20 protein-coding genes are annotated in these 25,561 nt (G+C 39.8%); 3 read left to right on the top strand and 17 right to left on the bottom strand.

Going from position 1 to position 25,561, the window contains the following annotated elements:
• Positions 1 to 242 precede the first annotated feature (242 nt).
• The 4 genes from PPIS_RS18100 to PPIS_RS18085 all read right to left on the bottom strand — a co-directional run bounded on the left by PPIS_RS18100 (position 243) and on the right by PPIS_RS18085 (position 3,497).
• Positions 243 to 1,016 carry a CsgG/HfaB family protein gene (locus PPIS_RS18100; protein WP_010368506.1) on the bottom strand — a complete coding sequence of 258 codons (774 nt, stop codon included), beginning with the start codon at positions 1,014 to 1,016 and terminating at the stop codon, positions 243 to 245.
• The gene (locus PPIS_RS18095) at positions 1,017 to 1,466 is read right to left on the bottom strand and encodes a curli assembly protein CsgF (RefSeq protein WP_010368509.1); all 450 of its coding nucleotides are present in this window, start codon (positions 1,464 to 1,466) and stop codon (positions 1,017 to 1,019) included.
• A gap of 1 nt (position 1,467) precedes the next feature.
• Positions 1,468 to 1,857: a CsgE family curli-type amyloid fiber assembly protein gene (locus tag PPIS_RS18090; RefSeq protein ID WP_010368511.1), complete on the bottom strand. Its 390-nt coding sequence runs from the start codon at positions 1,855 to 1,857 to the stop codon at positions 1,468 to 1,470.
• Between the two features lie 116 nt (positions 1,858 to 1,973).
• On the bottom strand, positions 1,974 to 3,497 hold the full coding sequence (locus PPIS_RS18085) for an autotransporter outer membrane beta-barrel domain-containing protein (protein WP_010368513.1): 1,524 nt from the start codon (positions 3,495 to 3,497) through the stop codon (positions 1,974 to 1,976).
• A 627-nt stretch (positions 3,498 to 4,124) separates the two neighbouring features.
• Between PPIS_RS18085 and PPIS_RS18080 the strand changes: the two genes are divergently transcribed.
• Both PPIS_RS18080 and galU read left to right on the top strand, forming a co-directional pair.
• Positions 4,125 to 6,623, top strand: a complete 2,499-nt coding sequence (locus PPIS_RS18080; RefSeq protein ID WP_026345527.1) for a S8 family serine peptidase — start codon at positions 4,125 to 4,127, stop codon at positions 6,621 to 6,623.
• A gap of 608 nt (positions 6,624 to 7,231) precedes the next feature.
• Positions 7,232 to 8,128 (top strand): UTP--glucose-1-phosphate uridylyltransferase GalU, encoded by an 897-nt coding sequence (gene galU / locus PPIS_RS18075; protein ID WP_010368515.1) that lies wholly within the window; start codon positions 7,232 to 7,234, stop codon positions 8,126 to 8,128.
• A gap of 114 nt (positions 8,129 to 8,242) precedes the next feature.
• On the opposite strand, the gene PPIS_RS18070 is transcribed toward galU, so the two are convergent.
• The gene (locus tag PPIS_RS18070) at positions 8,243 to 8,689 is read right to left on the bottom strand and encodes an REP-associated tyrosine transposase (RefSeq protein ID WP_010368516.1); all 447 of its coding nucleotides are present in this window, start codon (positions 8,687 to 8,689) and stop codon (positions 8,243 to 8,245) included.
• Between the two features lie 394 nt (positions 8,690 to 9,083).
• Positions 9,084 to 9,479: a VOC family protein gene (locus PPIS_RS18065; RefSeq protein WP_010368517.1), complete on the bottom strand. Its 396-nt coding sequence runs from the start codon at positions 9,477 to 9,479 to the stop codon at positions 9,084 to 9,086.
• 21 nt (positions 9,480 to 9,500) lie between these two features.
• On the opposite strand from PPIS_RS18065, the gene PPIS_RS18060 reads away from it, so the two are divergent.
• On the top strand, positions 9,501 to 9,791 hold the full coding sequence (locus tag PPIS_RS18060) for a ribbon-helix-helix domain-containing protein (RefSeq protein WP_010368519.1): 291 nt from the start codon (positions 9,501 to 9,503) through the stop codon (positions 9,789 to 9,791).
• Between the two features lie 10 nt (positions 9,792 to 9,801).
• Here the strand turns inward: PPIS_RS18060 and PPIS_RS18055 are convergent, their stop codons facing one another.
• From PPIS_RS18055 to PPIS_RS18005, 11 genes are all read right to left on the bottom strand, one after another.
• Positions 9,802 to 10,479 (bottom strand): site-specific integrase, encoded by a 678-nt coding sequence (locus tag PPIS_RS18055; RefSeq protein WP_026345528.1) that lies wholly within the window; start codon positions 10,477 to 10,479, stop codon positions 9,802 to 9,804.
• Positions 10,480 to 11,382: 903 nt separating this feature from the next.
• Complete coding sequence (locus PPIS_RS18050; RefSeq protein WP_010368522.1) at positions 11,383 to 12,999, bottom strand: hypothetical protein; 1,617 nt, start codon at positions 12,997 to 12,999, stop codon at positions 11,383 to 11,385.
• 298 nt (positions 13,000 to 13,297) lie between these two features.
• Positions 13,298 to 14,911, bottom strand: coding sequence for a hypothetical protein (locus PPIS_RS18045; protein ID WP_010368523.1), 1,614 nt, complete (start codon positions 14,909 to 14,911; stop codon positions 13,298 to 13,300).
• Positions 14,912 to 15,663: 752 nt separating this feature from the next.
• Complete coding sequence (locus tag PPIS_RS18040; protein ID WP_010368524.1) at positions 15,664 to 17,769, bottom strand: YjbH domain-containing protein; 2,106 nt, start codon at positions 17,767 to 17,769, stop codon at positions 15,664 to 15,666.
• Between the two features lie 59 nt (positions 17,770 to 17,828).
• Complete coding sequence (wecA, locus tag PPIS_RS18035; RefSeq protein WP_010368525.1) at positions 17,829 to 18,911, bottom strand: UDP-N-acetylglucosamine--undecaprenyl-phosphate N-acetylglucosaminephosphotransferase; 1,083 nt, start codon at positions 18,909 to 18,911, stop codon at positions 17,829 to 17,831.
• Between the two features lie 85 nt (positions 18,912 to 18,996).
• A complete protein-coding gene (locus tag PPIS_RS18030) occupies positions 18,997 to 19,974 on the bottom strand; it encodes a WaaS/CpsH family glycosyltransferase (protein ID WP_010368526.1) in 978 nt (325 codons plus the stop codon).
• Positions 19,975 to 19,977: 3 nt separating this feature from the next.
• Entirely contained in the window at positions 19,978 to 20,526 is a 549-nt protein-coding gene (locus tag PPIS_RS18025; RefSeq protein WP_010368528.1) for an acyltransferase, read from the bottom strand.
• The gene (asnB, locus tag PPIS_RS18020; protein WP_081629134.1) at positions 20,523 to 22,382 is read right to left on the bottom strand and encodes an asparagine synthase (glutamine-hydrolyzing); all 1,860 of its coding nucleotides are present in this window, start codon (positions 22,380 to 22,382) and stop codon (positions 20,523 to 20,525) included. The genes PPIS_RS18025 and asnB overlap by 4 nt, the downstream gene beginning before the upstream one ends.
• A 12-nt stretch (positions 22,383 to 22,394) precedes the next feature.
• Positions 22,395 to 23,411, bottom strand: coding sequence for a glycosyltransferase family 2 protein (locus PPIS_RS18015; RefSeq protein WP_010368533.1), 1,017 nt, complete (start codon positions 23,409 to 23,411; stop codon positions 22,395 to 22,397).
• The gene (locus tag PPIS_RS18010; RefSeq protein WP_010368535.1) at positions 23,381 to 24,472 is read right to left on the bottom strand and encodes a glycosyltransferase; all 1,092 of its coding nucleotides are present in this window, start codon (positions 24,470 to 24,472) and stop codon (positions 23,381 to 23,383) included. Before PPIS_RS18010 ends, PPIS_RS18015 begins: the two co-directional genes overlap by 31 nt.
• 11 nt (positions 24,473 to 24,483) lie before the next feature.
• Positions 24,484 to 25,551, bottom strand: coding sequence for an EpsG family protein (locus PPIS_RS18005; RefSeq protein WP_407873788.1), 1,068 nt, complete (start codon positions 25,549 to 25,551; stop codon positions 24,484 to 24,486).
• Positions 25,552 to 25,561: the final 10 nt, after the last annotated feature.

The raw sequence follows: 25,561 nt of genomic DNA, 5'->3' as shown, positions 1-25,561 counted from the left end.
TGTCATGCTTAAAGATGTGTCGCGCTAAAGCGCGACCTACGGCTGGTATGTGCGTGCCATGTAAAATGGAGCGTTGTGGTAAAGGTTTGTCGCGCTAAAGCGCGACCTACGGTTGGTGTGCGTGCCGTGTAAAATCGAGCGTTGTGGTAAAGGTTTGTCGCGCTAAAGCGCGACCTACGGTTGGTGTACGTGCCGTGTAAAATCGAGCGTTGTGGTAAAGGTTTGTCGCGCTAAAGCACGACCTACGATGCGGTAGCGGCCGACCACACACCTTTTTCAATGCCTTGTTGTACCATCAAAGTCAGCGCTTTTTCTATCGCTTGGGTTACACAAATGTGCATTGGTTCATTATCGCTAAAACCCGCTTCGGCTTCAGCCAAACGCTTATAACTTACATAGCGGAAAAACCCTGCCCGAACCTCCATGGATAGCACCTTTTTGCTACTCGCGACAGAAAGCAGCACTTGCCCGGTACGAACATCAACTGCGCGCATATAAATAGAGATAACATCCTCACGATAAAGCTCAGATGCACCTATGCCGAAATACTCCATACCTAAACCGCCTGTGCGGATATTAGAGTCATAGCTGATGATCCCGCCTTCTAAAATGATCTTTGCAGTCATTAAAGGTGGCAAAGCATTTGTGTCATTATCATCACTTGCTGCACGAATAATTTTGCGCTCAGTCAGCAGGTTTTGCAGTCCTTCACGTTCTACCGGAATAAACCAATCGGTTTCGTGTAGTGCCTGCATTAAAATAGAGTTAGCACCTTGAGTCACCGCTGTTGAAAATGAACTTACATTATCTTGTGGTTTGTATTGCCCAGTTTGGTCGCGAAACGAATAAACAGAAACGGGAATTCGCCCTTTCGGTGTAGGTAAGTTTTTTAGTTCTGCAAAGGTTTCGGTGTCAGTCAGCTCAATTGCTACACTTTGCGAAGGTGGCAATACGCGAGACATGCTAGAACAACCGCCAAGCAGTAATAAAAATACCAATAAAATTACGCGGAGCATTTAATATCCTCCACCAGCCGATGAGGCAAATCTGGGTACCTCTAGAATGGTTTCTTCACCCGATGCTGTGTTTGTTATTCTAACCGTAATGGTGTCGGGTGTACTGGTGATCACTTGAATTTGATAATCACCACTCATAAAGGTCGCGTCTTGGTTAAAGATACTGTCTTGAATATCTTCACCAAACGCCACATCCGTGATTTCTCTTACCAAACGGTTGAGATACGTACGCTCAAGTGATTCTTGAAACTTTTCGTCATAGGTTTTTTCTATGATAGGTGCTCTATGTTTATTTTGAGATTGTGCTTTACTAAGTAACATATTGGCATTTAACGGATTACCACCAAATGCAGGGTTAATTGGTTTATATACAAGCTCAGTCGCTGTCACATGAGCACTACCAAGTAGTATTAAACCAGCGAACATGATTGTTGTTTTTATTGTTGTCATTTTACCACCCGCTCGCTGCTAGATCTTCAGAGCCATTCTGTTGATATTGTTCTCTCGCCATCGCGTCCATAATGGTGAAAATAGCAGTCTCGACTCGTTCATCAACGGAGCCGCCCCTTCTTCCCATAGCTGTTGCGTACACTGCGCGACTGTTCATTAATACCTCTAACCGAGTGCCAGCTCTTGGCAAAACCGTTTCTTTAACCGTGATATTAATTCCCGAGGTGTTAGGAACATCTCTCCACAGCTGTGAAAATTGAAAGTAAAACTGGTGACCAAATCGGCTAATACTCTGATCCATCACTAAACCATCAATTTCTACATCTTCTTGTGCACTCAGTGAAAACGTAGAAACGAGCATAGCGCTCAAGAGTGTTATTATTCTTATCATTATTTGTTTACTCACGGCGTAGAATGTCTTTGCTGACGAGATTCACATTGATGTTTTGGTTAGCTGAATAGTACAAAATATGGGGGCTGGTTTTGCCCCCTATCTAAATTACTTAGTTATTGCTGAGTGATAGTCGCAACGTTGTTGTCACCAACCTGAGTTACGGTAATGTTTTGACCACTACCTGTAATTCCACCTTGGACTAAGTTGCCATCACCAATTTGGCTTACTGTAAACGCATTATCATCGCCATTGATAATGAATGCTTCTGAGCCCATACCCATCACAAAGTTGTTGCTACCATTTTGTGTGATGTCTAGCATATTGCGGCTGCCTTCAAGCATCAGATCAATCGCGTTGAACTCGCCAGACTGCGCAATATCTACTTGGTTTGAGCTACTATCAAATACGCTGCTCATTGTCACAACAACACCATTGCCTGTGCCACTTTGAGAAATATCAACTGCGTTATCATTACTTGCCAAGCTAACATCAGGATAAGATGACTGCACCACAGCCTCGTTTTCATCACCCGTTTGGGTAACATCAACATCATTATCACTACCGTTGAAGTTCGCAATGTGTGCGATGTTCGCATCACCTACTTGAGTTGCTGAAAATTCATTGTTCTCGCCAGCAACCCCAAGATACATCTCGTTACCATTACCGATTTGCATCGCAGTAAATTCGTTATTATCACCGATCACGTCTGCTTGGGCTTTGTTCTCGTCGCCACGTTGTTCAGTCATCACTTCGTTGTCGTTACCAACTAATAAATCTGACGCGAAGGTGTTAGTTGAGCCTTCCTGATCGATACTAAGCTCGTTATTGTCTCCAGTAATTTCAAATACGTTAACCGTATTGCTATCACCTTCCGATTGCTCGATCTCAACTTGGTTGTCATCACCAATCACAGTCTCTACAGAGATAACATTGAAGTTGCCGCTTTGGCTCGATTCAATTTCGTTTTCATTACCTTGTAGACTAACTACTTTGTATTGGTTGTATACACCATCTTGATCTAAGGTGATTTGGTTCATGTCACCTTGTACCGACTCAAGTGTCGCTTCGTTCCACGTACCTGTTTGTGTCGCTGTTACTTCGTTTTGGCTACCTTGCATATTTAGGTTGTAGAACCATTGGCCGCCAGAACCTTGAGATACTGTAATAGTATTTTGATCGCCATTAATCACATTGATGGCTTCGTTGTTAATCCCAAGGATCCCGCTACCTGATTGCTGAATGTCAATCGCGTTATCATCACCAGTAACCTCAGTTAATGCGCCGTTAGATTCACCATCTTGGCTATATACTTGGTTATTGTTATTTCCGGTGGTCGTAATAATAGCGACGTTACCAGTACCATTCTGATCGGCCTCAGTAATATTGTTGTCGCCAATCGTAGTCACATCTGTCAGGTTAGAAGTACCCAGTTGCACCGAAGCTAACTCGTTACCACCTTGGCTACCTGACGTTTGTGAAAGTTTGAGTTCGTTACTTGTTCCACTTGCACGCTCCACTTGTGAAAGTGCAGAAGTTGAAAGTGGTTTATTATCTGATTTTGCCTCAGCATGTGCTGTAACTGAATGTGTTAGTGCAAGCGCGATAGCGCAACTTACGATTGATTTTGAAAACTTCACACTGTTCTCCTTAGAGATTTATTATATTATTTTTCAATTAAGTGAGCGGTGCAGGCATTGAGTTGTTGCCGAACTCAGCCAACTGCAACTTTCCACTTAACTAACGTCCTGTTATGACTCATTACTCCTGAGTCGCTCCCACCTGTGCCAGTTACCAGAGTGTTACATTTTTAGTGAAAAACATAATCTATATCAAAGTCAGCAAATTCATATGTTGAAATAATATATTTTATTACGTCTTGTCACCTTTAACTCTAAGATGGGAACAACTGAAGATAAATAAGAAGATTTTATGAAAAAAATACTCCATTGTTTTCAATAAGGTATAGGGGTAAACTCACACAAAATTACGAATAAAATATGGAGGTACAAAAAAAGTATGACTAAAGTTCAATCGTACCCATATCCACTCACCCCATAAAAAAGAACCAAATAATCTATTCCAAAAATTAAAAATCAGTAAAAAAAACTGATTTTATTAATTAACTCTTTTTTTACATTGCACTGCTCAATATCTGGGTCTAGGTTTTAAGACGTTGCCAAAAAGACCACAGCCACTACCAGAAAAACTACCAACCCAAAAATTGTGTATTGATGGATACGCTTGAAATTAAAAAGGTTATTAATATGAGATCTAAACTTTCTGCATTGTCTTTGGCTTTGCTTCCTGTACTTGCTTTCACTTCTCAAGCAGCTGTTCAAATCGAAACTACAACAGCAACCGCAGATGACAGCATCTTAGTTGTGTTTAAAGAAAACACTTCTGCTGCACTTCGTGCCAATGCAAGAAACCTTGTAAAAGCCAAGATGGCGGATTTGAACGCTGATGGCGTAGACGACAAATATCGCAATGTTTTAAAAGGTCGCCTAGCAAACTTTAAACTAGATAGCATCACAGCAAAGCAAGCAATTGAAAAACTAGCTAACCACCCGGCCATTGAATATGTCGAACCTGACTATCAAGTAAAAGCACTTGGAATCCCAGATGATAGTCGTTTTGATGAGCTTTGGGGCATGCATAACACAGGTCAAACAGGTGGTACGGCTAATGCCGATATTGACGCTCCTGAAGCGTGGGATATTACGGTTGGCTCACGTGATGTTATCGTCGGTGTGATCGATACGGGTATTGATTATACCCACCCAGATCTCGCGGCAAACGCATGGCGCAACCCAGGAGAGATCGCTGGAGATGGCATTGATAATGATGGTAACGGCTATATTGATGACGTTCACGGTATTAACGCAATCACAGGCAGTGGCGACCCGATGGACGACCAAGGTCACGGTACACACGTTTCAGGTACTATCGGTGCCTCAGGCAACGACGCTACAGGCGTTGCTGGTGTGAACCATGAAGTCTCAATCGTCGGCTGTAAATTCCTAGATGCATCAGGCTCAGGCTCAACTTCAGATGCGATTGAGTGTATTGACTATATCGTAGCGCTTAAAAATGCCGGTCACAACGTTCGCGTTACTAATAACAGTTGGGGTGGCGGCGGTTTTAGCCAAGCACTCTCTGATGCGATCACTGCAAGTGAAAATGCGGACATCTTATTTGTGGCAGCGGCCGGTAACAGTGCGGTAGATAACGATGTAAACCCTCATTATCCTTCAAGCTACGAGCACGACAGCGTATTCTCTATCGCAAGTACAACCCATACTGACGCGATGTCTTCATTTTCACAATGGGGTCTAACGTCTGTAGATATGGGTGCACCAGGTAGCGCAATTTTATCTACCCTTCCGGGTGGTGGTTACTCAAGCTACTCAGGTACTTCGATGGCGACGCCTCATGTTGCTGGTGCAGCGGCTCTGGTACTTTCTATCAACCCGACACTCACTGCTGTTGAGCTTAAAAACCTACTAATGCAAAGTGGTGATGTTAATGCAGATCTTACAGATAAAACTGTGTCTGGTAAGCGCTTAAATGTGAATCAAGCAGTAATTGATGCAGATCCAGAGCCAGGCTTTAGAGTATCAGCTCGTCCTGCTAATCAAGAAATCACAGCGGGCGATACTGCAACATACGAATTTACTTTTGCTTCAGTCGCTGACTGGCAGGGCACTATTGATTTGTCCGTTACTTCACCAATTGCAGGTGCAACGCTGTCTGCAACTACCGCAATGCCAGGCGATACAGTAACACTGTCTGTACCAACTACAGCTTCAACTCAGTGGGGCGAGTATAGTTTCACGCTTAATGCAACATCTGGCGAGCTTGCGGATCATGAGCAAGTAGGACTGTATGTATTACCTCAAGGATTAAGCGATTTCAGCTATGAGAATACTACCGCGGTAGACATTCCAGATAACGATGCTTCAGGTATTACTTCCGTGATCACTGTAGCTGACACTGTTACTGTATTTGATAGCAATACTATAGTGGATATTACACACACCTACATCGGCGACTTAATTGTTACGCTTACCTCTCCTGCGGGTACAGTGGCAACACTGCACAACCGTCAGGGTGGCGGTGCTGATGACATTAACCAAACCTTTAACTCTGCGGCATTTAATGGTGAGGTTGCAACGGGTGATTGGACATTGTCTGTCTCAGATAATGCAGGTATCGATACAGGTACATTAAACATCTGGACACTAAACTTAACAGGCCTAGGCGAGGCATCACCTCAACCTCCTGTTGCGGGCTTTAGCTTTGCAGCTTCAGGCCTTACCGTGACATTCACTGATGAAAGCCGTGATCCGAATGATGATATCGTTAGCTGGGCATGGGACTTTGGTGATGGCAGCATCAGTACTGACGCAAGCCCAATTCATGAATTTGCAGCATCTGGTGAGTACAGCGTTGCTCTAACGGTGACTGATAGTGAAGGCAACAGCCACACAACCACTCAGTCTGTTGCGGTTAGCACTGATGAGGTTGAGCTATCGCTGGTTCGCGCTAATAAGTCTCGCTTAGGCTTTATCCGCGTAGAGCTTTCATGGCAAGGCAGCAGTGCTGATGAAGTAACGATTTACCGTGATGGTCAAGCACTTGAAACGGTTGCAAACACAGGTAAGTTCAGAGACTTCTCACGTGATTTAGAAGCCACCAGTTACACATATAAAGTATGTCAATCTGGTGAAATCTGCTCAAACGAAATCACAGTTAACTTTTAATTATTCCATATCTAAAGGTTAATTTAAGCCCCGAAAGGGGCTTTTTTATTCCTACTATCCAATTTAAATTTAACGTACGGCCTAAAAATAACCGAATAAAATAGATATGATATATAACCCTATAAGTTACAGATCGCGATAAAAGCAGTTGTAATGCAAGCTAACATCGCTTTGTGAGATAACTACGATACGCCTTCACATTGAACCCATATTCCTGCCGTAAATTCGACTTAATAAAAAATTAAGCCGAATTTTGTGTTTCACTAGATAGAGCCACTAATGTGCAAGATAAAATCAGTTTGGCTTCTTATGTACAGTAACTCTCAATTGAAATATGGAAAAGCGTAGAAAGATCAAAGCTGTAATCTCTAAAATCAGTGCTCATTCAGCTCTCGTCGTTCATGATGTTTTCATTCGCCTAATAGCTTGAACAAAGAGCTCCAAAATAGCGAAAAAGCGAAAAAGCGAAGCAACGGCATAAAATGAAGTATTAGAGTATACTCCTAAATACTATTGAAGAAATTGCAACTTAATCTGGTTTGCAACTTTTGTATGAAGCGCTACAATGCAGGGTGAAAATTGGAAACCAGTCAAAATATGGACTTTTTATGAAAGCAGTTATTCCTGTCGCGGGCCTTGGTACTCGCATGCTCCCAATGACCAAAGCCATTCCTAAAGAAATGTTGCCTTTGGTAGATAAGCCACTCATTCAATATATTGTCAAAGAATGTGTTGCTGCGGGTATTAAAGAAATTGTATTAGTGACTCATTCATCAAAAAATGCAATTGAAAACCATTTTGATACCAGCTTTGAATTGGAAGCAACGCTCGAAAAACGTGTTAAGCGTAAACTTTTAGATGAAGTGCGCTCGATTTGCCCTGAAGACGTTACGATTATGCATGTTCGTCAGGGTGAAGCCAAAGGTCTTGGCCATGCTGTTTTGTGTGCGCAACCTATTGTTGGGGATAATGATTTTGTTGTTGTACTGCCTGATGTCATTTTGGATGAATACACGGCCGATCAGGGAAATGAAAATTTAGCCGCAATGCTATCTCGTTTCAATCAAACGAAAGCTAGCCAAATTATGTTAGAGCCTGTACCACAGCAGGATGTCTGCAAGTATGGTATTGCTGATATCAACGGTCTGTCGCTACGTCCAGGTGAAAGTAGTGCAATAAAGCATATGGTAGAAAAGCCAGCCATAGAAGAAGCTCCTTCTAATCTAGCAGTTGTTGGTCGTTATGTGCTTTCTAAAAATATTTGGCCACTACTAAGAAAAACGCCTGTCGGTGCTGGTGGAGAAATTCAGTTAACCGACGCTATTGATATGTTGATGGAACAGGAAACCGTTGAGGCTTTTCATATGAGCGGTCGTTCGCATGATTGTGGCGACAAGCTTGGTTACCTTAAAGCCATCGTTGAATATGCTATTCGTGATGAGCAATTAGGTGAAGAGTTTTCGCAATTTTTGAAACGCTTTCATCAATTAAGCCTAGCTTCTTAATTTGTCGCGGGGTAAACCCGCTACTACAGGTTTATCCACATTCGTAGCAGCGACTTTAGATCGCGACCTTTTTACTATACGTCGTGATTGTTTAACTGCAATCACCTTAATAAATCACACCCAAATACAAAACCAATATGGATATTCACCTACCCGCGTAACAAGCTTAGCCCTAATTGGATTCTGAATTATATACCTTGCTTGTTCTTTTAAGTCGTCTTCACTTCGAATTAAATGTTCATAATAACCTTTTTGCCATAAGCCAAATACTCCGAAAGAACGTAAACTGGTTGCTACGCGACCTTTTATCGCTCGAATAGAATCTGGTAACTTTAAAGAACCATTTAATTGAATGATTAAGTGAAGATGATCCGGCATTAATACGAAAGCAATGACTTTAAAAAGCTGCCCCTGCTCACAAGCCATGATCGTCTTAGCGGCCTCGGCACAAATCGAAAAGGAGTTAAAGTACGATTTTCTATCTTTGCACGTTAAGGTAATTGCATAGAAATGATTTACGAGTGAGACCCGCTTATTCCTCAAGTTTCGACTTTTGTACATGTTATATCCTTATAACCCTGCATACTTAAAGAATAGAGCTGATTTGAAAGAGAGCAAACTTCAAAAGTATATTGGAATCAACTTTGGCCGCGGGATCCCCCCAGATGCAGGGTTGCGTACATTCGTAGCAGCGACTTTAGGTCGCGATTGCTTTTACGCCTTGTTGACGTCGTGACACTTTTAACAATTTTATGTCGCAATAACCAACCTTGGTCGCGGGATAAACCCGCTGCTACAGGTTTATCCACATTCGTAGCAGCGACTTTACGTCGCGATTGTTTTCATGCCTTTACATCGCGGGATAAACCCGCTGCTACAGGTTTGTGTACATTCGTAGCAGCGACTTTACATCGCGATTGTTTTCACGCCTTCACGTCACGAGATAAACCCTAAGCTACCGATACACATCGCTTTTTTCAATTACTTCAATATCATAACCATCAGGATCTTTAATAAAAAAGAATCTTGCTATTAATACATTTTGATTATAAAAATCTTTGATTTCTTTAGGGCAATAACTATTCTCTTGAGCCTTGCTGTAGATAGCCTGCAAGCTATCCGTGGCGAAAGCCAAATGCCCATAGCCATTACCGATTGTATAATCTACAGTGGTGTCATGATTCCAAGTTAGCTCCAATTCAAACGAAGTTTCATCGTTGCCAAGATAGATAAGAGAAAAATCATTAAAGTCGATACGTCGTTTCACTACTAACGCAAATACATCATGATAAAATTTAATTGAGCGATCAGCGTCTTTTACTCTGATCATTGAGTGGATCATTTTTGCCATTACTTTACCTACGGAATTTATATGTGTGAACTCTACGCATCAACTGAGCCTCATCGTTACGAAGTAGCCAAACGTTCTATTCGTATTCAAGGAGCTGTTACTAGCCTCGCGTTAGAAAATGAAATATGGCAAGTATTAGAAACCATAGCTCAACGGGAAGATCTGGGCCTTGCCGAGTTTATTTCTTTACTTTACCAAGAAGTGATTGAACGTCATGGTGAGATTAAAAACCTGGCGTCTATGCTGCGTGTTACTTGCTTAAATTATCTTGCAAATAATAATACGCCTGACGTAAGAAGTGGTAGTAACTGAGTACTACGTTTTAATGCCGCTCCACAAAGCGTTGCCATGTGATATAGGGATTAATAACCCGGATCGGAGAAATAACCTGCTTGAGCAAATGAAAAGGTGGGCGCGTAACTTCATGTCCATCTTGCTTTAAACCCAATAAATATTGAAAGCTGTCTTTAGTGCCGAGCTGAATAGCTGATATTCTGATTTGTTGCTCGAAGTTTAGTCGTAAACTGCTGATCGCCGTTTTCATTCCTTGCTGATCAACATTGGGTAAACCACATTTTTGTAGATATCCCTGTCTTTCCCCCTCTCCAGAAAACCATATTCTAACTTTTTCGCTATAACGACCAGTTTTTGCGGGTAAATCAAACATAAGACGTCGATGTCCTTGCTGTTTTACCAATGTTAGATATTGCTCCAATCCTGCTTGCCATAATGCAGGATGAATTGGCACCACTCGCGGTTGAATTTTACCATGGGTGTTAAAGTGAAATACATGAACGTGATCTTTGTAGTAAACATCATCAAATGTGAGTGAGCCAATTTCATCACTATACGCACCGGTGTAATAACTCAGTAAAGGTAGCCAAAAATGCCAATGTTTAGGCTGTTCACGCTTTAGCTTTTCATCTGAGTAGATATAACCGTTAAACAAGATATGAAGCTCCATAGTGGAAAATGCTCTGCGGCCTAAATGAGATTTCATACTGTAGTCAACGTATTGAGTATACTAAAGATCTTAAGTTTAACGGTTTTTAGTCTTTTTCGGAAGTTTGATAGTCACCTTCCCGCCTAGACCCAAGCTTGTCCGTCGGCAGGAACGTCATGGCGTCATCTTCGCATAAAATTATAGAAAGAATCGCGACCTAAAGGCAGGAAAGCAGTCGCGACCTAAAGTCGCTGCTACGCCTAATTCGTAGCAGCGGGTTTATCCCGCGATAGAAACCAATAATGGCGACAGGATCTTCACAATAAAAAAGGACCGTGACATAAGCCTATAGAAAGAATCCTGACATAAAAGCATGAAAAGAGTCGCGACATAAAGTCGCTGCTACGCCAAATTCGTAGCAGCGGGTTTACCCCGCGATAAAAAACCAATAACAACAGGATCTTCTCAATAAAAAAGACCGTGACATAAACTCATAGAAAGAATCTCGGCATAAAGTCATAAAAAGAGTCGCAACCTAAAGTCGTTGCTACGCCAAACTCGTAGCAGCGGGTTTATCCCGCGAGAGAAAACCAATAACGGCCACAGGTTCTTCTCAATAAAACAGACCGTGACATAAGCCTACAGAAAGAACCTCGGCATAAAGTCATGAAAACAGTCGCGACATAAAGTCGCTGCTACGCCAAATTCGTAGCAGCTGGTTTATCCCGCGATAGAAAACCAATAACGGTGACAGGATCTGCACAATAAAAAAGACCGTGACATAAGCCTACAGAAAGAATCTCGGCATGAAGTCATGAAAAGAGTCGCAACATAAAGTCGCGGCGACGAAAGAAAAAGTTAATTCTGGGAGTATGATTTTATGAATAAAAATATTTAAGATTTAGGCAAGAAAAAAGCCGCGTCTCCGCGGCTTAACTGATTGGACTAATCATTCTTTACTTAGCTACCCGTTACAGTGTCACAAGCCACTGAAACATCGATAGTTTCATCCGTTCCATCAGGCGTAATAGACGTTGTAAATGGGGCTGAAATTCGAGGATCTACACTAACAGCATATGACGCGACATCACCGTTAAGTGCTGACAATGCAAAAGTACCGTCACCATTGTTCGCTGCTGTGCGGAATGGCTTAGTCGTACTTGATCTATATTTAACAATCGCACCTGGGATAACTTCTGTTACCGTTGTATCGTTAGAACACACAGCTCTAACAGTTACATTTTCGTTAACAGTGGTTTGAATTGGATTTGCTAGCGTGATCGAAACTGGGCCATTACATACCTGAACTTCAGCATTTGTTGATGAAGCATTCCCCCACACGTTACCTGCTGCGTCACGGATAACTACACGTGCTGTTGCTGATGAGCTAATACCATAACGCGCTGAAGTGCTAGCTGAAACAACTGTTTTTGACGTAGTACCGCCGCGTAAATAACTTGATACACTTGCATCAGCAGAGGTCATACTCACATATAGGCCTGAACTCGGCACTGTATCGCCAGTTACATTAACAGTAATACCTTGCGTACAAATTGGAACTGAACGAGACAGTGTAAAAAACGTAAGGTGATCGGTTTTAAAAGATGCTTTGTAAGCCGTGCCTTCAGCATTCAACGCACCAACAGTTGCTTTATTCGTTTCTGACTGCCATTTACCAGTATCTTCGTTATTTGAAGAAACATCAAACTGGTCTCCCGTTTGAATTGTTCTATCACCAGATGGTGCTAAGGTTGCGACAGGAAGTGAAACAGAAACATCGATCTCTTGGCTAAATTGTTTGATCTTAGTTCCATTGTTATCTTGCATAACGATGTTACTTACACCAACTGGCTTTTTAATACTGGTTGTACTACCAGCACTCAGCCCAGCTGGCAAAACAGCTGAAATCTTGCTAGACGTAGGATCCGCGGAGCCAACAGTTAATGATACAGAAGTACCTGTAACGGCATTACCACTTGCATCTCTTAGTTGCACGCCTGCAGGAACCGTTACATCAGAACCTGCTTTACCTTTTGCAGCCGCAGCTGTAACAGGAGAAGCTGTTGTTGCGTTAGTCACACTTTCAGAAACGCTTGCTTCAACAACTTCGTCACCGCCTTTTGACACAAGTGCCAATTCTGCTTCTAGCGTTGCTTCAGAATCTTCGTTACTTAAGTCGATGTCAAAGCTTTTTGAAAAATAGCCATCAGCAGCGACCACAGCAGTCACAATCCCGACATTCGCACCTTCTTTTACAGTAAAGGTGAAGCTACCATCTTCTGTTGTGATCTGAGTTATTGCGTCGCCATTGACGTTAACCAAATTTGAGGTTGGTTCACCATCTTCAAAAAAGGTAATTGTCGCCGGAGCAACGATATCAACAGTATCAATATCAACTACGTTACCACTTACAGCAAATGCTAAAGCTGCAGGTGTTTCTGGTGCAACAACCACCGGATCTGTTGGCTCAGGTGGCGGAGTGATTACCACATTGTTATCATCATCGCTAAAACAGCCCGAAAGTGCTAAAGCTGAAGCTACAGATAAAGCGAGTAAAGATTTTTTGTTCGAAATCATGATTGGTCCTTGTTCCCTTTTTTGAAAGTGCCAAGCGGCACTAACGCGCGTTTTATTACATCGAAACTTAAATATAGAGAAAGTTCAAAGATTGTCCAGCTAGTAATTAAAATATTTTTTGGTGATTTTTTGGTAAATTACTTTATCTGTTAACGCTCTTTGCAACAAAAAATCACGACATAAAGTTGCAGCTACAGGATCTCGTCCCCACAAAACAAATAATGGCAGATAAACGGTAGGTATAAAAAAGCCGCATCAAAGTGCGGCTTTTAAGCAAATTAAGTCTTGCTAGAGGCTATTATGCACCAGTTACAGTTTCACAAACCATTTGTAACTGCTGATCTGCTGCATCAGTACCCGCTTCAAATGTAAATGAAGTTGCTTGTCCCGATGCTACTTCAAGTGTTAGCGTATCGATGTTAACAGTGTATGTTTCACCAACAACTAAGTTGTTTAGTGTGTATGTACCTGTAGCATTTGCAGCTTGGTAAGTTGCCTTACCAGCACGACGGTAGGTTACTACCGAGTTTTCTACAGGAACAGCTGTGTCAGCTTCGTTCGAACACACACCAGTCAGTGCAAATGACGTAGTTGTGTATTCAACTTCAGGAGCCACAAGAGTTGCATTTACTGGCTCACCACATACCGCTACTTCGTCTACCGAGTCGAACCAAACGGTACCTTCAGCGTCACGTAAAACGATGCGTGCAGTTGCATCAGCACTTACGTTGTTTTTACCCGCATTTGCAGCTGTGTAAATCACTTTAGAAGTTGAACCTGCAGCGATAGAACGTGTTGCGTTGATGTCTGAAGATTGAACATCTACGAATAGGCCACCAGCTGGTACGTCACCATTAATGTTAACTGATACATCCGCATTACATACTGCAACTTCATCAGTTGCGGTGAAGAATGTAAGGTGATCAGTCATGAAAGAAGCTTTATAAGCAGTGCCAGCTTCGTTTAGTGCGCCAACCGTTACTTGATTGTCTACTTCTTTTGTCCATACGCCAGTGTCTTCGTTATGAGAAGACAGACCTAGTACGTCACCAGTTTGAACAGCACGGCCTTCAGATGCTAGTACTGTTTCTTTTGGAATTGAGATAGAGATAGAGATTGGGTTGCTGAACTGTTTGATCTTAACGCCATTCTCGTCAGTCATTGTTACGTTAGCAACACCTACAGGAGCCGCTAAAGTTGCAGCGCTATCAGCGTTTAGACCTTCAGGAAGTACAGCACCTGCATCTGATGAAGTTGGATCTGCAGAACCAACATTTAGAGAAATATCAGTACCAGTGATAGCCGCACCACTTGCATCGCGTAATACAACACCTGCAGGGATTGTTACATCAGCACCAGCTTTGCCTTTTGCAGCTTCAGCTGTGATTGCTTCTGCTACTGCACCGCCTTCAACTGCCACTTCAACAACTTCTTCAACAACTGTATCTAGATCTTTAGAAACAAGGGCCAACTGAACTGCAAGCTCAGCGGTATCTGCTTCTGTTGTTAGGTCAATATTAAAGCTCTTTGAGAAGTAACCGTCAGCTGTTACAACAGCTGTAATTTGAGAAAGCTCTGCGCCTTCTTTTACAGAAAATACAAAGTTACCTGCTTCACCAGTTTCTACTGTTGCGATTGCTTCGCCTTTAGTGTTTACGATGTTTGCAGACGCTTCACCGTTTTCAAGGAAAGCGATTGTCGCAGGAACAACGTTAGTTGATTTTTTATCAACCACACTACCATTTACAACTAGAGAAAGTGCATCTGGTGCATCCGGAGCAACGACTACTGGATCAGTAGGCTCTGGTGGAGGCGTGATAGTTACGTTGTTATCGTCATCGCTAAAACAGCCAGAAAGCGTTAGCGCAGACGCTACAGAGAGCGCAAGAAGAGATTTTTTATTTGCAATCATGATTAGTCCTTGTTTTCCTTCTGTTAACTTACGTCGATTTGACGCGTTAACTCATAAAAAAAGCCATATTGCGAACAATATAAGCTTAAGTTTTAAATCATTTAATAAGACAGACAGGGACTAAGTCGCTCCCTGACTAAAGCCAACTCAGTTATTCTACCAATCTAGCGGAAAAACAACCATATAGTCGGAGTTAGCTGCCTTAATTTATCACAGAAAAGCGGTAGTTCCAACCGCCTGTAATAAGTTGAAAGTAGGATACCTTTAGAACACTAAATAGACAATGAATGAAGTCAAATTTATAGCAAAAAGTTGCAATATAGTGCTTATTTATTAACAAGGTATATAAATTTAAGAGTGTGAATGAGATGCTTGTATGATTCCCGCAGGTTTTAGTAGCTGCGGGTTTATCCCGCGACGAGAGCATCGCAACAAGAGAATCGCGACATAAAGTCGCTGCTACGAATACATTACCTTGCGACAAAAACATCGAAACACCGCTCCCGTAGCAGCGGGTTTATCCCACGACAAGCACATCGCGACGTAAAATCGCTGCTACAAATACATAACCCCGCGACAAAAGCATCGAAACACCGCTCCCGTAGCAGCGGGTTTATCCCGCGACGAGAGCTTCGCAACGTAAAGTCGCTGCTACAAATCCATATCCCCCGACAAAAACATCGAAACACAGCTCTCGTAGCAGCGGGTTTATCCCGCGACAGGAGCATCGCGACACAAAGCCGCTGATACTGTTATCTGTAAGTTAGGTACGCTTCTCGTAATCTTGCCAAATTGCTGTAAATATAACTACTCGACAAACGTCCTTGATTAAGGAATGTCTTATCCAAATTCACAGATGTCTTAACTGAATGTCCACGGCCAATAACCAATTGATTGTGTGACTCACCAATACGCGTACTCACCTCATGACGCCATGCTTCATTCCCTTTTATCTGGCCATAACGGATTGGTGCCATATCTTTACGTGGAGTAAGCGGGATACTAAATGCAATACCTGCGACCTGTACATCTGTATCTTGGGCAAAGATTGAAATATAGCTATCGCCAAACCAGAAGCGAGTTTCTAGTTTTACACCGCTATCTTCATAAAAGAATCGACCTGCTGTTGCGTGAAAACTCACATCCTGCTCAACCCAGTTATATCGATAAGACAAAGTTTGATAGTCTCTGTCCAAGTCATAGTCATCATATTCTAAATAACCAATTTCAGCATTAAGCTGGTGGCGACCATTTTCACTAAGCCAAGTCGTTTCGTTTTTAATACCGGTATAGTCATTAAACTCTTTAAAGAAACCAATATGGGTTTGGTTATAAATTCCATACGGTAAATCTAACGTTTGATAGATTGTCGCTTGCGTAACACCACTGTCTTTTGCAAAGCGGCCAAATGCTTTGCCTGTTTCGTAGTCATCTGTTTTGGCAACTTCAGTTTCAGCACTAACGCTTATACCACCGCCATACCACATCGGCACATCCACATCGGCTTTAATTGCGAGTGAAAAGTCATAAACACCTATCTCAGTCGCAAAATGTGAATCTAGTGAAGGCCCTATAGTTACACGAGGCTTAAAGTAAGGACTGTTAGCTTTAGGCATTCCCACCCAAGACACACTGCCAATCGGATCCATTTCACCGCGACGAATATCCATATCTGGCGTACTGCTGGTATTAATAAACTCACGGTAATTATCAATATCACCACGCACAGAAAGCATTGGAATACCACGGTTTAATAACTGAATCGTATATTTAGCCTCAGGCTCATCTATATGTTCAGCAATACGGCCTAGCACAAGACCAATAGCGTCTATATCATTACGATTAAATACATAGTTCTCAAAGCTTACAACAATATGCGGGTCTCGATTAAAGCCCACACTAATCGCCTCTAAGCCATCGTCGATTAATGCATTTTTAAGTTCCCGAGTTTGCAGTGTTAGTGACTTTCTGTATTCATCACGCTCAGTTACTTCTTGCTTAGCTTCTTCTAGCGGCTTTTGAGCCAATTCTCGTTGCTGTTGATAGTGCGCTTCAAATGCAGCCTCACGCTTTTTATGATTATCTAAAATCGGCGCTGGTGCAGCTTCCGTAGGGTCGTTTAGCTTTGCCTGCTCAAAAAGCGGCATAGAAAAGTTTATTCCCCAAAAGGTATCCTTTTCTGCATGATCAGTATTACTGTAAAACTTGCTGGTTAACGTTAATGTACCAACATCGTAAATCCACTCCTTAGGTACAGTTAAGCGTAAGCCCGCATTTACTGCATCCGCATCATGCTCAACCTGCAATGCAAACCAATCTAACGGCTGCCATTCAATACCCGCAAACCCACCATCCATTTGCCCGGTTGCGCGATCACTTACCGCGAAACCAGCAGAAAACCTAAAGTCATTCCATTCGCGTGAACCAGCTAAATAGTAGGTTTCATAGTTATTTGCCGCTCCACCTAAATCTTTACCGCCGATAGCTAGATCGAACCACTCTTTAGGAATATAGGGGATTTGATATTTTAAGTTAAACGATAGATCTCGAAGCTGGCCTCTACCCTCTGCAAACATATTGTCATGCATAGTGTTTGTAGCAATAACCCCACTTACTTCAAGACCATCAAACACACCTGCAGAGAAGATATAGTTATGACCATCGACATATTTAAGCCCACTCTGATCTAATTGGTTATTGTAACCAATATCAATCACGCCTTTTTTTAGCACTTCGGCGTTAGGAGTATTGAAAAGACCAGTATAGCCTGCATAGGACATATAACTTGGTTGCTCAGTTGCTGAACAAACAGCAGACATGGCCAATATAGGCAAAGAGTAATAAGTTTTATTGCGCATTTTATCTACTTAAAATTGTTATAAATGTTAGACTTTGGCTTTACAGTATCAGCATTTCTTTACGCTTTCACATTTTCCACATTAAGTTGAGTGCCAAAAGTATTATTGATGAACAAACTCACGGCAGAAATCTTACTCAGCACTAGGTGATATCCAATAAAGAGCAGAACAAAAGCATAAAACATTACATACTCGGGTATATTGAGTAGCTCGCCACCTATACCTATTAGCGCCAATATAGCTGATATGGTCACTATAACAGCTAGCGTTTGGATAGATGTAAAACCTAGCTTCTGAAATATATGATGAAGGTGCTCCCTATCAGGCTTAAAGGGAGAGTCTCCACGCCTGATTCTACGAATCATAATCGCTGTCATGTCCATTAGGGGGATAGCAATTAACCATATAGCTGTTACTGGACGAACTGACTCTGAAGCGGGTCCAGCCGTTTGACTAACAGATAGCAATAACCAAACCACGGCAAAACCAATCATCATACTACCGGCATCGCCCATAAATACTTTTCGCTCTCTTCCTAGCAAGCCCAAGTTCATAAGCACATAAGGTATTATTGCAAAGACAAAAATAAGAGAAATAGCAGTGGTAAGACTATCGCCGTAAACAACGCCTAATAAAGCAAGACTAGCGAAAGTAACAATTGAAAGTCCACCTAGTAAGCCGTCTATACCATCGACCATATTAAATGCATTTATCGCTGCGATTACAGCGACTATAGTCATAATTGTGCCGATTGCTCCTAATTCAATTTCTCCAAAACCAAATAGGTTACCCAGCGAAAAAATTTGATATTGAGTAAAATATATCATCGCTGCTGCAATACATGCTTGGAAAGCAATTCTCACTTTTACACTGAGATCGTATTTATCATCTAACGCACCGAGAGTCGTTAGCAGGATCAGGCTAACTGACAAAACGGTAAGGTTTGGAAAACTATCCGCTCGGCTCAATAGAAAGTAAGAAACTGAAACACAGACAGAGATGCCGCCAGCTAAAGGTATAGAACCTTGATGAACTTTTCTTTCACAAGGTACATCCACTAGACCAATTCGTTTAGCTACTTTTCTCATCAAAAAAAGCGTAGTAAACGAAAAAAAAGTTACGAAACAGAGCTCTAGAAACATATTTACATCCTTGATGAATACTTAGTTAGTAAAGTCATTGCATACAGTATAGATAAAAAATTCACGTTTAAAAAATATAAAGAAACTAACCATCTAAAAGGCTTCCAATCCACTTATCAATATGTTGAGAATGCATATCAAGCTTTTTGTCAGGCTTTGATTTGACGAACTTTTCCAACTCTTCAGGAGTTAATTGATCAAGATTGCTTCTATCAAAACACTTCACGTATGTTTCATCATAAAAGTGTTCTTCTTTGATATTTAAATTTGTAGTTAACATTTTCTTACCATTACCCAATGTCTCTATCGTTCTCATAGTTAAGCCGCTTTGATTCGGGCTATGTACATCCAAAATTGCAAAACTGGATGCAAGAACAGAATTAACCTCTGCTGGTTTCAATGGTTCAAAATCAACATCCGAAAATCTCACACTCCACCACTTTCTTGATATATATTTATGGAATAAAAACATTAACTTACTTGGGCAATAAAAGAACTTATAGGTTTTCAAGCCATACAAATTTTCCAAAACTTTATTAACAACAAGATAACGATCTCCATGAAGAGTACCAATAAACGACAAATCATATTGATGCTTTTGTGATGTAATAAAATTTTCAGAATAGAACAACGGTTTATAATGATAGCCATAACTTTCACAGTCTTTAGGATCAAAACTCCACACTTTATCAGCGTGGCGAGCTAATTTCTTACTTCCTGGCTTATTGACGATTGAATCCCAAAGATAAATTGTTAATTTAATTTTTTTTTGGCTCACCATTTTCAAGAACCACTCAGGTGTTGCCTCTGGATTAATTATAAGAACTTGATCTATCTCATGCTTATCAAGAAATCTCGCAATTTTCTGGAAATAAAAATAGGTTAAGACAAATGTCAACGGCCTAAAATTAAGCCTAATGCCAGCCTTTATCAAAAAACTATTACCCGGTCTTTCATTGAAAAAAAGACTAAAGCTGCAATGCTTGGCTAGAGCGTCCTTCAACTTTTCATCATATCCAAATACCTGAGGAGCCAACATTAATATACTTTTCTTATTGCCCATAACTTACTTACTCTGCTGTACTCTCGTTTTAATTACTCTACCTGGAGAGCCTACTATCACAGACCCCGCTGCATATACCCCTTTAATTGTGGAGTTTGCTCCAACCACGCAATTATCGCCAAGTGTAGTACCAGCTTGGACCACAACACCATAACCGATAAAACAATTTCGCCCTATAAAAGTAGGAACAGATGTATTAGGCTGAGCATGAACAGGAAGAGAAAGATCATCAAAAATATGATTTGTATCTGTTATAAAAACGTTCGCCGATATAAGAGCGCCCTCGGATATTGTAACTTTATCAGAACAAATTGCGTGAAATGATTGACCAATAGAAACATTGTTACCTACAGATAGAGTTCCTGCGTTATAAACCTCAATTCTACTATTGGGAAAAATTCTGACTCTATTTCCTAAAAAAATTCTGTTTATACCGAAAAGAAATATTGGCTTGCCAATATAGCTATATAACCCCAAGCTACCGAAAAATGGCTTTAACAATAACGCCCTTAAAACCCATACAGCCTTATAAAAAAAATCAAACCTTATCATAACACTATATTATTTTCATTCGACCAAATTAGAAATAAGATAATAGCAAACAATCTATCAGTGTGCTCTTCACCTTTAAGGTGACGATCAAAAAGTTCCTTTGCGTAATTAGTATTTATGAAGGTTGAATTAGAGCTTATCATATCACCAAACATTGATTTCCAATCTCCTTTCCGAATCATTGAACCTAGAGGAAGATTGAAGCCTAACTTACGATTAAAGTCAAAAGATGGTGGCAATAAGTCTTTCGCTATACCCTTTAGCAGAAATTTTTTAATACCTTTATTTATTTTATACTCATTAGGTACTTCGTTAAAAGCAAAATCAATTATTCTATAGTCAAGAATAGGAGCCCTGCTTTCTATAGAATTGAGCATCGAACATCTATCACTTTTTACCAAAATGCTATCTCTCAAATAATGATGAAAATCAGCCACAGAAAGTAACTCTAGAATTGATGCTCCGCTCTTAAAACCTAGCTTACCCCAATCGTCGTTAGTGTAGTCATTGGAACCAATTGCAGGCAAAAGCTTTGATAAAGTAAACTCATCATAAAAAGCTCTAATGTTTGGCACCTTAGCTCCATTAGCATACTCCTCTAAGGCCTTTAACCAATTACGAGACTTATACTGAAGTGGCATTTTCTGCCTAAGTAAACTAGTTGGCATGTGTTTTAAAATCGGCTTAAGTTTGGCTAATGTTGGCTCTAGCATTTGAAATCTTTCGTAATGTTTATAGCCCCCGAAAAGCTCATCTCCTCCATCCCCACTAAGTGCAACTTTACAATGCTTTGCTACCGCTTGATTCACTAAGTAAGTAGGAAGTAAAGAGGAATCATTTATAGGAACATCTATTCTTTTTCCAATCGACAGCAGTAGTTCTGGAGATATATCAACTCCCTCTATTTCATGATGTTCAGTACTAAAGTGACGAGCTATAAGGCGGGCACTCTCCGACTCATCGAATGCCGAAAAACCAGGAAATTTGACTGTAAAAGTCTTAACTTGACTCACATGTTGACTAGCGATAGCAGTTAACAAACTTGAATCAACTCCGCCACTCAATAAAACAGAAGCTGGAACATCACATCTTAATTGAAGTTTAACTGAATCATTGAGCAAATATGATAATCTGTCTCTCAAATACTCATAGTCATGGCTTACTTTTTCTGACCGTGAAACACTCCAATAACTGTGAAAAACTCTGGATAAATCATCAATCTTAACCGTTAAATAGGTACCTGGCTCTAAAGAGCTAACACCCTCAACCCAGCCTCCTCTGCTGGTAGAATAACCATGATAAAAGTAATCAAACAAAGCCTTTTTAGTAATTTTTCTTGGAGCTTTCGAAATTTCCAAAAGCGCCTTCAAATCAGAAGAAAAAAAGAATGAGCCATCATAGTCAATATAATAAAGTGGTTTTTCTCCAGCTCTATCACGACAAATGACCACTTCATTAGTATCGCCATTGTAAATGGAAAAGGCGTAAGCTCCATTGAGTTTTTTAAAAAACTCATTTCCAAAAATAGAGTAACCTTGCAATATCACTTCAGTGTCTGTCGAGCTGCTAAACTCAACACCTAAAGAGATTAGTTCATTTCTTAATTCGACATAATTGTATATTTCACCATTAAAACTGATTACATTATTACCTACCAACATAGGTTGGTTGCCAAGCTCAGACAAGTCGACGATAGCAAGTCTAGCGTGACCAAACTTAACTTTTCCACACAATGACGCCCACATTCCCCTTGAGTCAGGTCCCCGATATTCTATAAAGTCAATTGAATTAATAACCCTTTCATTATCTACAGATCGGTTTCTATCTATAGATAAAGCTCCCACGATACCGCACATATTATAACCTTTTTAATATGGTTGAAAACCCAACTTTTTTATAAACTGACATAAAAACCTAAATAGCATTGGAAATTTTGACACCTTGCTTAAAAGCCTAAATTTCAGATTAAGACTATCATTTATTTCATGATAAAAATCATTACTCATTTCCGAATTTAGGAGTTCTGCATTTTTAAAAAAGTCAGTTCCACGATGAATCCTGAACGCGCTTAATATAAATATATACAATAAGTGACGAAACATTGCAGATTTTAAATGAAGAAAATTAGACTGTGAAACATTATTCTCAAAGAAGTCTTTATGCTTCTGAACAAGATCAATTGCCGAATGAACATTTTTCTCTGTAAAGCTACGAGAATAACTAGAGTACCTGAATCGTGAAAAAATTAAAACATCTGGTAGTATTAAGGCATTTTTTGCATAATAACTACATATTCTACTGAACAGTATATCTCTACCATGCTTCCTATCTGGCGTAAACTCAATACCGTTACTAACCAGCAATTCCCTCTTTATACACTTATTCCAGCAAACACCACTAATCCCTCCTTGCAGAAGTGAAGAAGTTAGAGCCTGTTCTCCCATCAGTTCGTGAACACTATAGTTAGAACGAGAATAAACTTTTCCGCTACAAAAGTCTTTAAATTCATAACCAAAGTTTATTATATCAAAACTCTTTCTATTCAACTCTTTATTAACTTTAGAAAATGCATTTTTATGATATATATCATCAGAATCTAAAAATAACAAATAATCACCTTTGGCGTGACTTATAGCGTAATTTCGAGCTACATTTGGGCCTGCATTTTTTTGTGATAACAACTTAAATCTGGGGTCATTACCAATCTGTTCATTTATAATATCAACAGAACCATCACTTGAACCATCATCAACCATTATAACTTCAAAATACTCATAATCCTGCATCTTAATACTACGAATAGTTTCTGCAATAAATTCAACCGAATTATAAACAGGAACAACAACCGTAAATTTTACTTTGTTAGATTTATCAGTGCCAGCCACTTATCTATCACCTTATCTTCATTAAAACGGAATGCAGACCTCAGCGAAGCATCTTTTAACCTTTTAAGATCAGCACTTCTATAAACACCCTCTATTAAGTCACTAAACTCACTAACATCATTATCCTTACACAAAAAGCCATTTAAACCGTTTATAATCACCTCAGAAGGTCCCACTAGACTACCATTACTAATAACAGGAACGGAGTAAGACAACGCTTCTGTCATCGTCATAGAAAAAGACTCAGTTTTAGACGTTATAAGATAAAGCGCTGCTTTTTTATAATAAAGAAATACATCATTCGTAGCCGGATAAAAAGTTACCATATCAGATACTCCCAACTTAGCAGATAGATGCTGTAATGATTCCTTTTCACTTCCATCCCCAACAATTGCAAAAGTTATTGGTAGACCGCGACTTTTAATTTCTTTAGCAATATAAAGTATAATATGTAGTTGTTTTACAGACTCAACTCTGGCTACAGATAAACATAAAAAGTTTTCATTAGTATTATACTTCCACTGATCTGAATCTGAAAAATTTACAGTTGAATTATATATTGTTGTTGATTCTAACCCTATACTCTTAAAACTTTCGTAGCCACTTTTAGTTTGAGTAACTATCGCATTTACAGACTTATAAGCTCTCTTTCTTAGAAAGCAAACCAGCTTCCCGTGGCTTTCATAACTACTGTGCTCACTAGCAATCAAATTACTCATTTTAAAGCCAAGGAAATTCAAAAGAATAGTTGTAATTGGATGTGTGGAAATAATTTTACAATTTTCATTGAATAAGAAGCTCATTCTTCGCAAAAGAAGGCAAGCATATAGAGTCGTTATTTTGTAAAAATTATTATAAAACTTAAACTTAGAGATGTAAAATATTTCAACACTGCTATTTATAGGATAAAGAGGCTTATCATTTGTTTTATGTAGTGAATATACTCTCACATGCATTCCTTTCTTTACTAAAGAATTAGCTAGATTAGCACAAAACCTCTCAATACCACCTTTTAGCGTCACATCCAAAACAAAGATATTTACTGACTTAACCGACTTCATATAAAATCACTTTAAAAAATAGAAAAAACAACATAATTATAATCTGGGTTATTAGCATAAGAAAACAACTTATACAGCAAAACAAAAAGAACAACCAATATAAAAATAAGGCGGTTACTGACGTGTTGTATTTTTGAAAACATATAAACCACCAATACAGATTCAAAAATAAGAAAATAGCTTGAAAGCCTTACCGTTACATCCTGCAAAACAGGATAGTTTAATAGATAAAAAAGAAAGCCGAAAGAGTAAACACTAAACAACTTCTTAAGAAACAAGTCAGTTAGGTTAAACCTAAAAATAAGAAAAACAAAAAACAACGGATATACTCTTCTTATCAAACCATTTAAATATGCCTCCATTGAGAACTGATTATAAGACTCAGACAAGTACATTTCAGCCCCCTTAAAGTTAACGACACGTTCCAAAATAGATACAACTTCACCTGAAAGAGAAAACCACCCCACACCTAAAAAGATAAGAATAGAAAAAGAAAAAAAGTTTAAATACCTTGAGAAATCAAAATTCATAAGTGGCCAATATAGAAAAGCGACCAAAGCTGTTTTATGGAATAAAGTCGCGAGCAGGACCAAAAAAGCAAAAGCTAAAAATTTCTGATGTAACGCATAGTACCCAGCAAGCATAACCACAGAAAGAGCAAGACCTTGACGTAAACCACTTAAATTGAAGTACATATATGTATCACTATAAATAATCAAAAAAGCAGCTAAGACGAGACCAACACCTAAAAACTTGTACAATGAGTAAAAATAAAAAAATAGGCTTATAATGGAGACTATAATTAAGAAAGCTTCAAAATCAAACCCAAAAAAATAAGTTAGTTTATTTAGATAGTAGAAACAAGGTTCCAAAATAACTTCATAGACATTAATGGCTTTGAATATATTCAAATAGCTTGACGTATCAGTACCGACATCTCCTCTAAGCCCCGTAAAAGCAACCATAAATAAAAAGGCGACAACTAAAGGTAGTCTACCATTTAGAAGCAGTCGATATCTTTCAAAAAATGATAGAAAAATAAGACCGAAAAAAGCCATGAAATAAGGCGCCAATATCACTCTCCTAAGT

The sequence above is a fragment of the Pseudoalteromonas piscicida genome (genome assembly GCF_000238315.3).
GTDB classification, from domain to species: Bacteria; Pseudomonadota; Gammaproteobacteria; order Enterobacterales; family Alteromonadaceae; genus Pseudoalteromonas; species Pseudoalteromonas piscicida.
Note: the sequence above shows the minus strand (reverse complement) of the source record. Positions and strands in the feature narration are given on the sequence as shown.